General features: G+C 47.5%; 10 protein-coding genes. 3 read left to right on the top strand and 7 right to left on the bottom strand.

What is annotated here, in order from left to right; genetic code table 11:
* Window positions 1-13 precede the first annotated feature (13 nt).
* Together trxA and dnaE are read right to left on the bottom strand one after the other, a co-directional pair.
* On the bottom strand, window positions 14-334 hold the full coding sequence (gene trxA / locus C943_RS20125; RefSeq protein WP_008631620.1) for a thioredoxin: 321 nt from the start codon (window positions 332-334) through the stop codon (window positions 14-16).
* Window positions 335-483: 149 nt separating this feature from the next.
* Entirely contained in the window at window positions 484-4770 is a 4287-nt protein-coding gene (gene dnaE, locus C943_RS20120; protein ID WP_008631618.1) for a DNA polymerase III subunit alpha, read from the bottom strand.
* A 404-nt stretch (window positions 4771-5174) separates the two neighbouring features.
* Here dnaE and C943_RS20115 point away from each other — a divergent pair, with 404 nt between their 5' ends.
* The 3 genes from C943_RS20115 to C943_RS20105 all read left to right on the top strand — a co-directional run bounded on the left by C943_RS20115 (window position 5175) and on the right by C943_RS20105 (window position 10253).
* Window positions 5175-6221, top strand: coding sequence for a sialidase family protein (locus C943_RS20115; protein WP_051069647.1), 1047 nt, complete (start codon window positions 5175-5177; stop codon window positions 6219-6221).
* A gap of 187 nt (window positions 6222-6408) precedes the next feature.
* On the top strand, window positions 6409-7470 hold the full coding sequence (locus tag C943_RS20110) for an AI-2E family transporter (RefSeq protein ID WP_051069646.1): 1062 nt from the start codon (window positions 6409-6411) through the stop codon (window positions 7468-7470).
* Between the two features lie 200 nt (window positions 7471-7670).
* Window positions 7671-10253, top strand: coding sequence for a mechanosensitive ion channel family protein (locus C943_RS20105; protein ID WP_008631611.1), 2583 nt, complete (start codon window positions 7671-7673; stop codon window positions 10251-10253).
* 125 nt (window positions 10254-10378) lie between these two features.
* Here the strand turns inward: C943_RS20105 and rsmG are convergent, their stop codons facing one another.
* The 5 genes from rsmG to C943_RS20080 all read right to left on the bottom strand — a co-directional run bounded on the left by rsmG (window position 10379) and on the right by C943_RS20080 (window position 16558).
* The gene (gene rsmG / locus C943_RS20100) at window positions 10379-11011 is read right to left on the bottom strand and encodes a 16S rRNA (guanine(527)-N(7))-methyltransferase RsmG (RefSeq protein WP_040481575.1); all 633 of its coding nucleotides are present in this window, start codon (window positions 11009-11011) and stop codon (window positions 10379-10381) included.
* Window positions 11012-11123: 112 nt separating this feature from the next.
* On the bottom strand, window positions 11124-12482 hold the full coding sequence (locus tag C943_RS20095; protein WP_008631607.1) for a vanadium-dependent haloperoxidase: 1359 nt from the start codon (window positions 12480-12482) through the stop codon (window positions 11124-11126).
* A gap of 149 nt (window positions 12483-12631) precedes the next feature.
* Window positions 12632-15913: a VCBS repeat-containing protein gene (locus C943_RS20090; RefSeq protein WP_008631602.1), complete on the bottom strand. Its 3282-nt coding sequence runs from the start codon at window positions 15911-15913 to the stop codon at window positions 12632-12634.
* 1 nt (window position 15914) lies between these two features.
* Window positions 15915-16343 carry a type II toxin-antitoxin system VapC family toxin gene (locus C943_RS20085; RefSeq protein WP_040481545.1) on the bottom strand — a complete coding sequence of 143 codons (429 nt, stop codon included), beginning with the start codon at window positions 16341-16343 and terminating at the stop codon, window positions 15915-15917.
* Entirely contained in the window at window positions 16340-16558 is a 219-nt protein-coding gene (locus tag C943_RS20080; protein ID WP_008631600.1) for a hypothetical protein, read from the bottom strand. The genes C943_RS20085 and C943_RS20080 overlap by 4 nt, the downstream gene beginning before the upstream one ends.
* Window positions 16559-16584 lie beyond the last annotated feature (26 nt).

Here is a 16584-nt window from a genome sequence, read left to right as displayed (position 1 = left end):
ATTTCTATATCAATTAGAGCTGCGCGTCCAATTTTTGGGACAAAACGACTTTTGGAACAGCCCCGATTTGCTTGTCAACCAATTTTCCACCTTTGAAGAACATCAATGTAGGAATGCTTCTGATACCAAGAGCCTGCGCAACGGCTGGATTGGAGTCGACGTCTACTTTGCCAATGATGGCCTTTCCTTCATAATCGCCTGCGAGTTCCTCTACCACTGGTCCGATCATTTTGCATGGGCCGCACCATTCTGCCCAAAAGTCCACCAACACGGGCTTGTCTGACTTCAATACTTCTTCAAAGTTTGCATCGGTAATCTCTATTGCTTTTGCCATTGTAATGTATAGTTTGTGAATGCTTGATTTTCAAATATACTCATTAAGCAGATTGGGCTTCAATAAGTTCCCAGCCTCTGAGAATAAAATTCGTGATTATCTCGACGCCTGCTAACGTTCCAACCTTCCAACTCCCTAACCTTCCCTCCTCATACAATCTCATACACCACTTCCGGAATGCGTCCCAATTCCTTGATCATCTCGTTAGATGGATCTACGGTAAAACGCTTTGACATCAAGTCTAGGGTGATGTTTTCTTTGGAGTCGATGATGTTGATGTACAGTTTTGCATCACCGCGATACCGCTGGGTAATGGCTTCCAGTTTTTCCATTAATTCGAACGACAGATCATCCAGATCGATATTTACACGGAGCCCCTTGACCATTTTGCCGCGCACCTCATTGAGGAGCATGATCATGTTGATTTTGAACTCAAACTCATTTTCCTTGAACTTGTTGGGATGTACGGACCCGCTGAGGTACAGGAACCAACCTGTCATGAAGTAGCCCTTGAATTTGATGTAGTCATCGCCGAAAAGGAAGAAGGTATGGGCCCCATGGTAATCCTCCATACTGAGCGTGCCAAAAGGCTTTCCGGTCTTGGTAGTCCGGTGGGCAAAGGAAGTAACGATTCCTGCAGCCTTGATGTCGCTTTTTTTTCTGAGGTTTTCGATATCCGCAAATTCCGGTAGGGGTGTATTGGTAAAGGCATCGATTTCCACCCGGAACTGGTCCAGAGGATGCCCGGATATATAAAGCCCAACGACTTCTTTTTCGATGTTGAGCTGCTGCAATTGGCTGAAAGGCTCCATGGAGGCCACGGTAGGAAGCGAAACTTCCATGCCGGAACCTCCTCCAAACAGGCTCACTTGGTTGCTTTCTGATTCTTGTTGGACTTTTTGGGCATACTTCACCGCTTTTTCGAGCAGCGTCACATCACCCTCGGGTGCTTCGAGGTATTGTCGCCGGTGGTGTTGCGGGAAGCAATCGAAGCTTCCTGCCATCGCCAATGCTTCCAGCGTTTTTTTGTTCAAAGCCCTGGAATTGACTCGTTTGCAGAAATCGAAGATAGTTTGGTAACGCCCGCTCTTTTCCCGCTCGACAATGATCGCTTCTACCGCAGCGGCACCTGCCCCCTTGATAGCTGCCAAGCCAAAGCGGATCTGCCCGTCTTTGTTGACCGTGAAGCCGCTTTTGGATTCGTTGACGTCTGGCCCCAACACGGAGATGCCCATGCGCTTACATTCTTCCATGAAAAATGTCACCTGCGTGATATCGTTCATGTTGTTGCTGAGCACGGAGGCCATATATTCCGCGGGATAATGTGCCTTCAGATAGGCTGTCTGATAGGCGATCCAAGCGTAGCAAGTGGAGTGCGATTTGTTGAATGCGTAAGAGGCGAAGGCCTCCCAGTCCTTCCAGATTTTTTCCAGCTTTTGGGCATCATGTCCTTTGGCAGAAGCCTGTTCGACAAATTTCGGCTTCATTTTGTCGAGGACGTCTTTCTGTTTCTTACCCATCGCTTTCCGGAGCACGTCCGCCTCGCCTTTGGTGAAGCCAGCCAATTTTTGGGAAAGCAACATGACCTGTTCCTGGTACACGGTGATACCATAAGTTTCCTCCAGGTATTCCTTCATGTCGTCCAGGTCATAGGTGATCGGTTCCTGTCCGTGTTTTCGCCTGACGAAAGATGGAATATATTCCAATGGCCCGGGTCTGTAAAGCGCGTTCATCGCAATCAGGTCGGCAAAGACCGTTGGCTTCAGGTCCCGCATGTACTTTTGCATCCCGGGAGATTCGTATTGGAAAATGCCGACCGTTTCACCGCGTTGGAATAGCTCATAAGTCTTCGCGTCGTCGATTGGGAAATTGTCAGGATCCAAATCTATCCCGTGTCTTTCCTTGACGATCTTGACCGCATCCTTGATCAGGGTGAGCGTCTTCAATCCCAAGAAGTCCATCTTGAGCAAGCCGGCGCTTTCGACGACCGAGTTGTCAAATTGGGTGCAGACCATGTCAGAATCCTTTGCCAAGGCAACCGGTACAAAATTGGTGATGTCATCCGGTGTAATGATGACTCCGCAGGCGTGGATTCCTGTATTCCGGACAGAGCCTTCGAGCACCGTCGCTTGGTTGACGGTTTTGGAAAGTTCGTCCTGCCCTTTTGAAATGCGGATCAGTTCTTCGGCTTTTGACAAATCTTCCCCGTTGCCTTTTAGCTTGTCTGCCAGTTTTGCCCTGTCTTTTGAGAGGTCAAAAAGTGCCTTGAGCTTGATGTCGGGGACTAGCTTGGCGAGTTTGTCAGCTTCCGCCAAGGGGAGATTGAGCACCCTCGCCGTGTCCCTGATCGCCGATTTGGCGGCCATGGTACCGTAGGTGATGATTTGTGCGACTTGGTTGGATCCGTATTTGTCGATCACATATTTGATGACCTTATCCCGGCCTTCGTCGTCAAAGTCAATATCAATATCGGGAAGGGAAACCCGGTCGGGGTTGAGGAACCTTTCGAAGAGGAGGTCATAGGCGATTGGGTCTACATTGGTGATACCGGTACAATACGCCACCGCCGAACCCGCTGCGGAACCCCTGCCTGGCCCAACAGAGACGCCCATTTTTCGCGCTTCTCCCGTAAAATCCTGCACAATCAGGAAGTAACCCGGATAGCCGGTTTTTTCGATTGTAGCCAACTCAAAGTCAAGCCGTTCCTTGATTTCGTCCGTGAGATCGGGATAACGTTTCTTGGCGCCTTCGTAGGTAAGGTAGCGCAAATAGGCATTTTCCCCACGCTTGCCCCCGTCGATTTCATCCTGCGGGTCCTTGAACTCATCTGGAATGTCAAACTTCGGCAACAAAACGGGCCTTTCCAGTTTGTAGGATTCGATCTTTTGCACAATCTCATCGGTGCAGGCAATCGCTTCGGGAAGGTCCGCGAAGAGCTTTTTCATCTCCTCGGGGCTTTTGATGTAGAATTCATCATTGGGAAATCCAAACCTGAATTCCCGTCCGCGCTTTCCGATGTATTTTTTCGGCTTCTCGACGAGTTCGCCGTCTTTCACACAGAGGAGGATGTCGTGGGCCTTGGCATCTACCTTTTGGTTGTAATAGGCGTTGTTGGCGGCGAAGAATTTTACACCGTATTTTTTCGCAAAATGAAGCAATACTTCATTTACTTTTTCCTCTTCGGGAATGCCATGTCTGTTGAGTTCCACATAGAAATCCTCCCCAAACTGCTCCTTCCACCAGATAAAGGCCTCTTCTGCTTGGGTATCGCCCACGTTGAGTATCAGGTAGGGGATTTCAGACCAGAGTCCGCCCGTCGTGGCGATCAGGTCAGACTTGTATTGCACCAAAAGTTCCTTGTCGATTCTTGGCACGTAATAGTAACCCTCAATATTGGCATAGGAGGCCAACTTCGCGAGGTTATGATAGCCGCCTTTGTTCTTTGCAATGAGGACTGTTTGGTATCCGTCGTCCTTTTGGGATTTGTTTTTGCGGTCTTTGCAGAGATTAAACTCACAGCCGATGATCGGTTTAATTCCTTTGGAAAATGCTTCTTTGACAAAATGAAACGCGCCCATCATATTGCCATGATCTGTCATCGCAATCGCCGGCATGTTCATCGATTTGGCCAAAGCGATCAAGGAAGGTATCTCGGAAGTCGCCTGCAGGACCGAGTATTGGGTATGGACATGCAGGTGCGTGAAAGGTAAATCCTGCATTTGGGAAATATCCGCCGTTCCGGCTGCCTTGAGGATTTCCTTTGCAGCGGTTTTGGTGTCGTCCTTGGCGTTGGCAAAGTTGGCCGCGTCCAAACGGGGCGGCTCATAGACTACTTCTGCCAGGGGAATGCCTTTTTCGGGTTGAATGACCCGCTGCGTGATGAGGCCAAAGAAGCACTTGGCCGTCGCGTCCACGTCATAGGCGGCGTCGTGGGCATCCGCGAATCCGTTCCCGAAAAGTTTGTGGTGCAGTTCGGTCAGGGTTGGCCATTTGAATTTACCGCCTTTTCCGCCAGGGATTGCGCAGAAATCGGTCGAAAGGTCCTTGGTATCCAACTCCTTTCTATCCCTGAGTTTCATTGGGAGCTTTTTCCTCAAAAACTCCGAACCGACGACATTGATATCAAAGCCGATATTGTGGCCGACCACATAGGTGGCCTTTTTCAAATCCTCGTCAAAAATCCCCAAGACCTTTTCCAAGTCATGCCCTTCCTTCAAAGCCCGGGCGGTCGATATCCCGTGGACTTTTTCGGCATTGTAGGGAATGGTGAATCCCTCGGGCTTGACGATGTAATTGTGGTTGGAAAGCAGCTTTCCCCTCGCATCATGGAGCTGCCAGGCAATCTGGACAAGGCGGGGCCAATTGTCCAAATCCTCCATCGGCGCATCGTAATTCCGGGGCAAGCCTGTGGTCTCAGTATCAAAAATGATGTACATAATTTGGGTCGGATTGGGGGTCTAAAATAAGACTTATCCCTTGGAGGTACTACCGGCTTGGCGGAAAATGTCGGGAATTAATTTGAGGCAATTCTAGTGCTCGCGGATGTGGATTTTGAAAAGTCGTTTGAAAATGGGAGGAAATCGCTTTTTTGAGCTGGTGTACCTTTCCTAAAAGTATTGAAGCAGCGATTGAAATCTTTGCAAAAACCCATCAAGGCGCATTTGGATCCAGTTGGATAGTCAGCGTTTCAAATCATCGTCAGGGTGACATCGCGTGATATTTGATTTTCACCTATTTGGATAGTTTGGCAGTCGAGTCATGCCGAAATTCGAACAATTGTATTTTTGACAGTACAAATCTGTTCGAAAATTGTATCTTGATAAATACACTTCAAATCCCCATGAGCGCAAAAGCCACCATATTCTTTTTCTTCATTTGCATACGATTGGTAGGGCAGACGCTGGACTTACAAATAGTGAAATGCGAGTTTATTTTCGGTGACGAACGCCCATTTCCCCAATGCCATGCCTCCACGATAGAGAAACTTGGTAACGGGGAGTACATTTTGGCTTGGTTTGCAGGCTCCCATGAAAAAAACGACGATGTGGCGATTTGGACCGCCAAGGGCAAACCCGGGGCTTGGACCGCACCGAAGAAGCTCGCTAAAGTACGGAATGACCCCCACTGGAATCCGGTGCTTTTTTCGGCGCCAGATGGTCGCTTGGTGCTTTATTTCAAAGTCGGAAAGGAGATCGACGATTGGGAAACTTGGGTAATGGAGTCTCTTGATAAGGGCGAAACTTGGTCCGCACCAAAGGAATTGGTGGCTGGAGATCGGGGAGGACGGGGACCTGTCAGGAACCATATTCTTGTCCTATCAGACGGCACTTGGCTGGCACCGGCATCTGTGGAGAAAAACAGGGTTTGGAATGCTTTTGTTGATTTTTCCACTGATGCGGGCAAATCTTGGCAGCGCACCGATACGCTGGCTTTAGATCGGCATTTGGTGCTTGGCGAGGGTGTGATCCAGCCTGCACTTTGGGAATCCGAGCCAGGCCATATCCACATGCTGCTCAGGTCGTCCACCGGGAAAATCGCAAGGGCGGAGTCAAAGGATTTTGGAAGGACCTGGTCGCCCGTGTATTTGACTGATTTGCCCAATAACAACAGCGGAATCGACCTGGTCAAGATGCCCTCGGGTGTCATTGCCCTAGTATATAATCCCGTCTCTGGCAACTGGGGCAAACGGTACCCGATGCAGTTGGCGCTATCATTGGATAATGGTGTAACCTGGCCCATCCAGCAGGAAATCGAAGCTGGATCGGGAGAAGATGAGTTTTCGTATCCATCGATCATCGAGGATGAAGGCGATTTGGTTTTTTGTTATACCTGGAACAGGCAGCGGATTCGCTTTGTGAAAGTCAAGTTGGAGTCCAGTCGAAACTAGCCTCCTTTGTTCTACCCGTGTTTTGTAATTGAGGTTTTAGGAAAAACATCGAAAGGGAATTTTCTCCATTTTCTAAACAAATAAAGGATATTGCTCACGATAAAATTTTTAATCAGTATTGCCCTATAAACTGATCTTAAATTTGCATAAATTCAAATTTTTGGAATTTTCTCCTTTCTTCAGTTCTATGGACAATACACATCTAACTCCCGGGCCAAAGCCGTCTCAAATTCATTTCGTACTTCAGATTTTGGCATTGGGCATCTTGCTGCTTTTGTGTTTTTATATTATCCAGCCATTTATCACGTTGCTGATTTGGGGAAGTGTATTGGCAATTTCATTTGGGCCACTTCACCATTTTCTCTCACGGAAAATGGGCGACCGACCAGGTTGGGCGGCAACGCTGCTGGTGGTGACATTGTTGCTGATTATTATCTTGCCTTCTGTCATGGTCATGCTGAATACCGTGGATGATTTCAAAACCTTGGTGTATGCTTTTCAACATAATGACCTTCACCTGCCACCACCTTCTGAAAGTGTGGCATCCTGGCCTGTAATTGGCCCAACACTTCATGGAATATGGACTGAAGCCTCTCAAAACCTATCCGCGACTTTTGTCAAACACCAAGATCAAATCAAGCCAGTGCTGCTCAAGTTTGTCGGTCTGGCGACGCATACAGCTTCAGGGATACTCATATTCACCCTTTCCATCATCGTCAGTGGATTTATGATGACCTATTCGAAGTTGGAAGGAGAATTGGCCACCAAGTTTTTTACAAGGCTTGCCGGTAAATCGGGTGAAAGGATGGCGGAAGACACTCGCTCCACGGTAATCGCCGTGGCGAAGGGGATATTGGGCGTGGCGGTAATCCAAGCGCTCTTTTGTGGATTGGGAATGTTTATTGCCGGGATTCCATTTGTAGGGATTTGGATATTATTGTGCCTGATTTTGGCGGTGTTCCAAATCGGCTTGTTTCCAGTAAGTATCGGTGTGATCATCTACATTTGGATGCAGGATAGCACCGGAATGGCCATTTTCCTTACTGTTTGGATGCTCGTGGCGGGTGTTTTGGACAATTTCCTGAAGCCGATTTTATTGGGCAAAGGAGCGCCAGTGCCTGCCATGGTGGTTTTTTTTGGTTCCTTTGGGGGATTTCTCTATTCAGGGATTTTGGGATTGTTTACGGGGGCGATTGTTTTGACGCTCGGTTACAAGCTTGCAAAAGCTTGGCTGGACGGTGAAATCTGATGGGTTCACTCATTAAGCAACTTTGTCTTCTATGTGCTGGAAGTGAACGCAGATAAGGGTATTTGTACTCTAGGCCCCCGGCTAATGCATTTGAATGACTTGATTCCCTATCGTTTCTATACCAAGGGTACATCGCCATTCCTTATTTTTAAGATTGTCGAAATCATTTCATTCCCAAAATCCGCAACAAAATTTCCGAAATGATTATTTTCCCATTTGTAATGACTCAGCGGCAGGATGACAGCCTGAGTCCAGTTCAGGATATGGAATCAAAAGCAAATCAGCCAAATCATTTCTTGTCGCTGTTGAGATCGTGTAACCGCATGCTTTTTGTGCTGGGGTTGATGATTGTATCTAATCACATGATTTTGGCGTCTCCCATACGGTCGGGTATGGAGCATCAAGATTCGGATTCTGTATCAGCAAAGTCTTTTTCGCGGCGTCTCCAGGAGGTTGGTGATGCGGGGTATCTCAAAAACCTGGAGGAGTTTGAAACTACCCGGAATCAATCTGTGCAACGGAAAGTAATGGCTGAAATACGGCGGACGATTCAAGAAGCACGGAAATACCTTTCTGACGAGGTGGATTCTATCGGCGTAGAAAACCAGCTTTCCCAGATCAAGGCACAGCGCGAACTCGTGGAAAAGGGCGTATTTGAAGGGGATACGGTCATCCAATCCGATAGGAATCTGGGGGTGTCAGGAGCGATCTTGTCAGAACTGGAGCAAAAAACCCAAGCAATCAGGGACAATATTACAGACCGTTCGGATCGGCTTTTCGGTTTGAGTTTCCAAATCGATTCCCTCTCGACAATTGAAGAGCTCTTTAGATTTTCCTCCGATTCGGCCATCGCGGCGACCTATGCCAAAAAGTTTGTATTGATCGCCAAGGAAATCGAGCCGACCTTCAATGACCTGCATGCTACCCTCGCTACGCTCGACAGATTACAGGCAAGCGTTGAGGCCGAGCTGATTTTGATCGAGGCTTCTATCCTTGAGATACAGAGAAAACGGGACGAGCTCAACAGCGGTATGTTTTCCACAGAGTCAAAGTGGTTTTCGCGTTCTGGTTTTTCGGATCTTTCTTTTGGGGAAATCATCAAGATGTCCCACGAAAAGGAACTGATTGCCTTTAGCCTGTACTTTGAGATTTTTTCGTCCCGGATATATTTCTTGCTGTTGGTGGTATTGCTATTGGGTTTTTTCATCTATAACCTCAGGGCGAAATCCAAGGAGGAGGGATTTGCAGAGAATACAGACAACCAGCAGCTCGTTCTCAAGAATCCTTTGCTTTCCGCTCTGATTATTGTGATTGGCGTTGCTCAATTCTTCTTTCCATCTCCACCATTTGTATTTCATTTTTTCCTGTGGATGCTCGCTGCACTGGCGCTTACGGTTTTGTTTTTCCGGTTTTTGTCCAGGTATTGGCTTGGGTTTTGGCTGGTCGTGTTGCTGATTTTTTTCCTTTCAAGCTCGCTGAATTTGGTGCTGGTTTTTACCCGGGTGGAAAAAATGCTGATGCTGATGCTCTCGATGGTGGGTGTGGTCTATGGTTCATTGATTTTCTTGACAGGAAAAAAATCCGAACTCAAAGAAAAACGCATCCTCTATTTTGTCGGCTATATGGTTTTTATGCAGGCGCTGTCATTTTTGTTTTGCCTCTTTGGGAATTTGAATTTCGCCAAATCCTTGCTTGTCAGCGGCTACCTTGGCGTGGTATTGGGAGTGATTTTGCTTTGGACTGTGAGGTTGATCAACCAAATGCTCGGTCTTGCCTCATCGCTTTATAATAAACCTGACAAAAAGCTTTTCTTCATCAATTTTGACAAGATTGGAGAGAAGGTACATCCGATTTTTTATTTCTTATTGACGCTTGGTTGGCTGATTTTGGTGGGTAGAAACTTCTACACCTTTAACCTGGTTTCCGGCGGTTTCAATTTTTTCCTAAATACCCCCCGAGTTTTGGGTAGTTACGAGTTCACGATCAACGGTCTCTTGATCTTCTTTGTGATTTTGGTTATTTCCGTGATTCTGTCCCGAATCGTTTCGTTCTTCAGTGCGGATCCGGATGCCAATACCACCACGACCAAAAGAAAGAGCATCAGCTTGGGAAGCTGGCTATTGTTGGTACAGATATTTATCATCAGTATGGGCCTTTTCTTAGCTGTCGCTGCTTCGGGAGTTCCATTGGACAAGGTCACGATCGTATTGGGCGCATTGGGCGTAGGCATTGGTTTGGGACTACAGGGATTGTTCAATAACCTGGTAAGCGGGGTTATCATTGCCTTTGAAAACCCAGTCAAAGTGGGTGATTTGATCGAAATCAACGGAAAGCCAGGGGTGATGAAGTCGATCGGATTTCGCAGCAGTGTCGTCAATATGCTTGAGGGCGCCAGCATCATCATTCCCAACGGGGATCTGCTTAGCCAGCAACTTGTCAATTGGACCATGGGACGGGGAAAGAAAGTCACTGTGGTAGTTGGCGTAGCTTACGGTACCAACTTGTCTGCAGCTTGTCTCTTGGTGAAAGGATTACTCACCAGCGATTCCAGGATACTCAGCTATCCTGCACCAAGGGTTTTGCCAATGGATTTTGGAGATAGTCGCATTGACCTGGAAGTTTCCTTTTGGGTAAACAATTACCTTGAGGTGCCATTTGTCAAGGGCGATATCGTCCATCAGATCGACGTGATGTTCAAGGAAAAAGGAATCGTCATTCCATTTCCGCAGCGCGATGTGCATTTATCCTCCGATGGGGATAATGGACGGGGGATCAAGCCGTAGCATGCCCCGTCTCGCTTTATTCGGGGTTGTTACCATAGCCATTTAGCGCCTGTTCCGCTTTGGTGGGGAAAAACAGGCTATTGAAATCGGGAGCCTGAAGCCAATGCTGCTAAATTCCTAAGGAATTACCTTTTCCCTTCCCAGGGCACGTAGACGACCTTTTTTGTCTGAAAAAATTCTTCTTGGAAATAGTCCTCCAGGTGAAAAGTAATATAACCTGCCCGCGTTTCCTCCATTTCTTCGTCCACATCGCCACCCTTGAGTAGTAGTAGACCGTTTTGGAGTTCGTTGAAATCTTCCTTCTTGAATTTTCCTTTGACCCAAGGCAGCATACTTGCAAATCTCGTAACTGCCCGGCTTACCACGAAATCATAGCGCCTGACGAGGGTTTCGACCCGTACTTGTTGGGCCTCGATGTTGGAAAGCTTCAACTGCTTCGCTACATCCTTCACCACGCTGATCTTTTTGCCAATCGAATCTACCAAATGGAAATGCGTATCAGGAAACATGATCGCAAGCGGAACTCCCGGAAACCCGCCACCAGTACCCAAGTCAAGCACTTTGGTCCCCGGCTTGAATTGGATCACTTTGGCAATGCCCAATGAATGGAGCAGGTGCCGCTCGTAGAAATGGTCCATGTCCTTTCGGGAAATCACGTTGATTTTTTCGTTCCACTCTTGGTACAAAGCCCCCAGCCGACTGAGTTTTTCTATTTGCTCTGCCGTCAGTTCGGGAAAATACTTGATGATGCTATCCATACTGTCCATGGGTCAAAAATAGCGATTCGGACATTCAAAATGCGAGATTCCCGAATACCCAAAAACAAAAAGGTCGGAATTACCGACCTTTTGTTGAAATATCTTGCCGCGATCAATTCTTGGAGGTTACGGGTTGCAGCTCAGCTTTGCTTGTTTTGATGTTGGCGATCAGGTTGTTTCCAACGTTCTTTCCTTTTTCGGAGCCATTGACAATGGCCGGCATATAGTGGATACCACCATACAGCCTGCTGATAGCCGCTTCATCTGCAGCTTGTCTGAATGAGTCGAATTCCCGAATCGGCAATCCATAGGCGACTTCTGTGGAGTCCACAAAATGGAAAGGCTCTCCAAAGACGCTGGTCAATGTCTCCGCAGCGGCATTGGAAGCTACGCTGTGGCCACTGGTGTATTCAGGAAACGGAGGCGTTTGCAGCAGCGGAAGCCAATCTTCATCCATATACTTGTTGATGTACGTCTCAGGTCTGATGAGGATGCTGCGGTATTTTTCATCCCAACAGGCGATAAAGGCATCAAAAATGGCGATACTTGTCTTTGCCAAGGCCTCTGAGGTTTTCTTCCAGTCGGCATTTGCCGTTTTGGAAGCAATGGCAGCGATGCCCATCCAATGTCCGCCGGGTGTGATTTTCTTCGTGGCAAACATGACGTGGCCTTTCACATTCACTTTGTAGGGATTACAATCCCAGAAGTAGGCAATGTCACTTTGCTCTTTGGTCAGATTTTTCACCGTAGTGAATACTTCCTCGGCCTCTTTGTAGAATTGGCTCCCAGGTTCGGTCGAAAAGGGAGTAGGAGGTGCCACTTTAAATTGTGATGCAGAGTCCATTGTAAACGGCCTGATCTTGTTCCAATGCGGTTCTATGCCTTCCATGTAGGCTGGCGGCGTAGGTTGCCAGGTGTTTGGGTCATTTTTCACCGTATATTTTTCAAAGGAGCGGCTTTCATGATAATTGTCCTTTTTGGCGTACGCGATCACATGGGCACCTACTTCCTCGCCCAGTTTTACGGATCTTTCAAATACATCCTCCGGAACTCCTTTCTCCTTGATCTCCGCAAATGCCTTTTCCTTGTGTTCTTTCATGAGGTTTTCGGAAAAAATCAAAGCTGTCCCCACTTTGTAATAGGCGGCGAGCGAGGCCAAAGGATAGTAAATCTCCCCCGATGTATCAAAGCTCGCTTTCTCAAACCCTTTCAGCTGGCCCATCAGGCTTTGGTATTGTGGATCTGCCAAGGCTGTGACCTCATAGGCGGCGATGGAGGGATAGGCATAAATCCGGCTGGCGACCGGAGGAGAAAATATGTCGTGAATGATGACATCCGTGAGCTTCAGCTGGGCGGCAATCTGGTAGGAGCCATCCGTAATGGCGGACTGGTAATCGGTTTTTTCCTTACAGGAGAACGCAAGCAGCACCATCCAAACCGCTGTCAGGAACTTTGGGAATAGGGTTTTCATACCAATAAACTTTTTGATTTTTCTTCTTTTTGCAGTTTCCAATCTAAGAAACGCTTTGTTTGCGCGTGGGTTTTCGGCTTCAAAGCTACTTATTTCCATCCGAAACCTAGCGAATTTTGGTGGCAAAGGAACTGATTTTTAGCAGGTTTTCAGGGATTGATTTTCATAAAAACCGCGCTGTCGTTGTTCCTGACAGCAATCAAGCATTTTTCTCCCTTGATCGTGATCGGTACAATTCTGCGGTACTCTCCCCAATACCTGGAGATATCGGGTGACAACTCCACGGATTTCCATCCTCCCTGAGACCAGGTCAGTATCTGCACTGCTTGGGCGGAGCTTCTGCCCAAATCATTTCGGAATCCGTCGAAATTTCCCACAGCGACCATTGACTTGGATCCATCTCCAGTTTCAAGCAAAACCATATCCCGGATCGGGCTGAACTGTGCTTCTACGGGGAAAGGCTCAAATTGGAAACCCTCTTTGCCCTTGTTCCACCAGATTCCGGATGACAGGTTTTTGACAGGTACTTTTCTGATTTGATCGAGCTCCTTTTCAAACAAATCCTCTGGGCCTGTTATCTGCGCGTAATCCACGTAGCTTTTGTGCTTTCTTTTGATCATCGGGATTTGCTTGATCAAATCATCCCGGGTAGCAAAGGGAACCAAATTTCCGCCCATATAGTGGAAAATCAAGGGATCTTCCTGTCCGTTGCCATCGACATCGTGGTGGTAAAGCCAAAGGGGTTTTTCGGGCGATGCTTTCAGCTTTGTATTGAGCCCCAGAGCACCCACCAGGATTTCTGGTTTGCCGTCTCCATCGATGTCAGCTACCGAGACCGAATAATTCCAGCCACCCTGATCTGCCATTTTTTCGTCGATCAATTCGAACGTGTTTCCTTGATTGAGGCCATAAACCTGGATTCCCATCCACTCTCCAATCAAAAGCAATTCTTTACCCCCATCTCCATTGATATCGGCCCATAGCGCCTTTTGAACCATCCCGGGCCGAAAATCCGCTCCAAAGTATTGGTTTGTCGCTTCACGGAAAATGCCCCTGCCGTCATTGATCAGGAGGTAACTCTTCGGAATAGCACCATAATTTCCAGTGACGACCGATGCTCCGACAAAGATATCTGGTGCACCATCGCCGTTGACGTCGTGGACAGCTACCGTGGAGGTGTTCTCGCCAATAGGCGGGAGTGAATTCATGGAAAAGCGGAGATTGCCGGTACCATCATTTAGAAAAATCCTGTCGAAATTGAACATCTCGCCTTGCTTGTGCTCATTCCCGGCGCTTCCGATGTACAGGTCCAAATGCCCGTCACCGTTGAAATCCGCAAACTCGGCTACCACATCCTCGGCAGGGCTCAATTGCTCGAATATCGGATTGGGGATTTTTTCAAAATCTCCGTTTTTGGTTTGGAAGAAAAGGGAAGCTGCTTGCCCTTTGGCACCACCAAGGAAAATATCCTCCAAGCCATCTCCATTGACGTCGCCGACTGCCAAAGCGGGGCCTTCCGTGCCGTACTTTCTTGGCAAAAGATACTCACGCCGAAATTCATCCGTGTCAAAGTTTTCGGTGTGGCTCCAAGGCAGGGAATAGGGGAGGATTGTGAGCGAGGGATCCTTTTGTTTTGTAGGAAAAGGAGTTGTTTTTCCCTTTCCCTGCTCCAGGTTCACTTTTTGGTTGACAGATGGGACATTGAAGTGCTCGATGTTTTTTGCATCCCAAGCAACCAAAACGGAGTCGATTTGGGATTTTTTTCCAAGGCCAAAGGTCAAAGTCATCGAAGGCCCGGATTGAAATCCCCGGGACGTACTGAGTGTTTGGTAGAATACCGTATCTCCAGCGTACACCCAAACCTGCGCGCCAAGCCCAAAGCGGTTGTAACCCGCAGCCTTCAAATCAATTTGGAGGAAATGATTGCCTACCTTTTCTGCCTTGTTTTGATACACAAAGGCTTCCTGATCGGTATTGTTGATCACCAAGTCCAAGTCTCCGTCATTGTCCAAATCCGCATAGGCAGAGCCATTGGAATAACTTTCCTGTGCAAGTCCCCAAGAATCCGCGACGGGCGAGAACTTCAGATTCCCCTCGTTTTTGAAGGCAAAATTCGGAAGCTTGACCGTGGGAAGCATATCGATTTGCTTTTGGGTCAGCTGCTCAGGAGTGAGATTTGGTTCCGGTTCTTGGCTGTACTGGATAAAGTCGAGGTCGTTGGGCCGCTTCACGATGCCGTTGGTGACGTGGATATCGGCGAGTCCGTCATTGTCCATGTCAAATACCAGCGGCGACCAGCTCCAATCGGTGGCAAAAGTTTCGGTCAGCAACCCAACCTCGCTGAACCTGCCATCCCCGCGGTTGAGTTGAAGGTGGTTGCGGACATATTGGTCCCCATAGCCGAGGTTTTTTTTGATCTGATAAACTTCCTGTTTGTCTTCCCCCACCGATTTCATCCATATCTGCGGATCTGCGGGCAACATATCGGTCGTGAAGATATCGGGGAGTCCATCTCCGTCGATGTCTGCGACGTCATTCCCCATGCTGTATCGGGAAGTGTTGGAGATCATCTCCTTCAATGCCTCGCGAAAAGTACCGTCGTGTTGGTTGATGTAGAGGTAGTCATCCTCCGTGAAGTCATTGGAGACGTAGATGTCCATCCATCCGTCCGCATTGAAATCGCCGATTCCCACGCCCAAGCCAAAACCCAGGCTACTCGAGAGGATTCCGGCTTCGGCGGTGACTTCTACCATTCTGTTTTCACCTTGGGCAACCAAACTTCGGTAAAGCCTGTCTCCGCCTTTTTCGTCCTGATTGGTGAACTTGGTGTCGGCGTGGGCAAAAACCTCAGGCTTCTTGATCGAATGGTTGAGCAGGTACATGTCCAAATCCCCATCCTGGTCATAATCAAAAAAGATTGAGTGCGTGGAAAAACCGACAAAATCCAATCCCCAATCAGCGGATGCTTCTCGGAATGTCAGGTCACCTTGGTTGATGTAGAGTCTGTTTTGGCCCTTCAGGCCTTTGTAGTCCCCGACTTGGCAAACGTACAGATCCAAAAAGCCATCGCCGTTTACATCTGCCATGGTCACGCCAGTGGACCAGCCGCCTTCGCCAGTTACCTGCGCCGATTCGGTGATATCCTCAAATTGAAAGTTTCCGTTGTTGAGGTACAGTTTGTTGCTGCCTTGGTTGCTGGAAAAATAAATGTCCACCAAGCCATCATTGTTGATGTCCCCGAGCGCTACCCCGCCACCGTTGTAGAAATACAGGTATTCGAGGATATTAAGCTCCGGAGTGGATTGGAGGGTGTTTTTGAAATCGACACCAGTCTTTGCACTTTCCGTTAAGGAAAACAGCGTTTCCTGCCCTTGCTTATTGCATGCACTGAGCAAGACGACGAAAATAAAGGCCAGAAAGCTTCGCGACATCTTACCTACAATTAAAACCTTCATTTTCGGCAATGGCCCTTAATACAATGTCCGAAGTAAATAACTTATCGATCTTATCCTTTATTGAAACTGATGATGCTAGCTGTAGCGCGTCTAAGGTCCGCAACCCGTCTTGCCAATGCTTTTCGAGGAGCACAAGTGCTAGCGATACAAGATTCGAATCTTGAGAAATAAAAGAAAACTTTGAAGAATCTTGTTGGAACTTATTAATCAATAATTTTCCCTTTTCAATTGAGAGGTCTTTTTTTCTGCATTTTTTCCAAACAGTTGAAGAAAATTCAACTTTGGTTACCTCTGCGAGGAAAATACCATTGATTTCATTTTTTTCAAAAAAATCAAGTAATTCAGCTGTTCCGGTTTCTTTATGATAAAGCTTAAAAAGACTTGACGTGTCAAGAAAAATATTCATCGCTCTTTTCTCCTTTCCTTGATAACCTCTTCAGCAAAGGAACCTTTCACGTCAGCCAATTCTTTTTGCATCTCCAGAAAGGAGAAATCCGCCAACTCCAGTGGTTTGGATGAGCTTTCTTCAAAAGTGACGGAAACCCTTACAGGACCCTCTTTTTCGTAGGGTTTATCAAGTTTCAATTGTCCTTTGAAATAGGTTCCTTTTATCGTCTTCATTCCATCTCTTGTATTTCTTGATCAAA

The organism is Mariniradius saccharolyticus AK6, assembly GCF_000330725.2.
GTDB lineage: Bacteria > Bacteroidota > Bacteroidia > Cytophagales > Cyclobacteriaceae > Mariniradius > Mariniradius saccharolyticus.
Note: the sequence above shows the minus strand (reverse complement) of the source record. Positions and strands in the feature narration are given on the sequence as shown.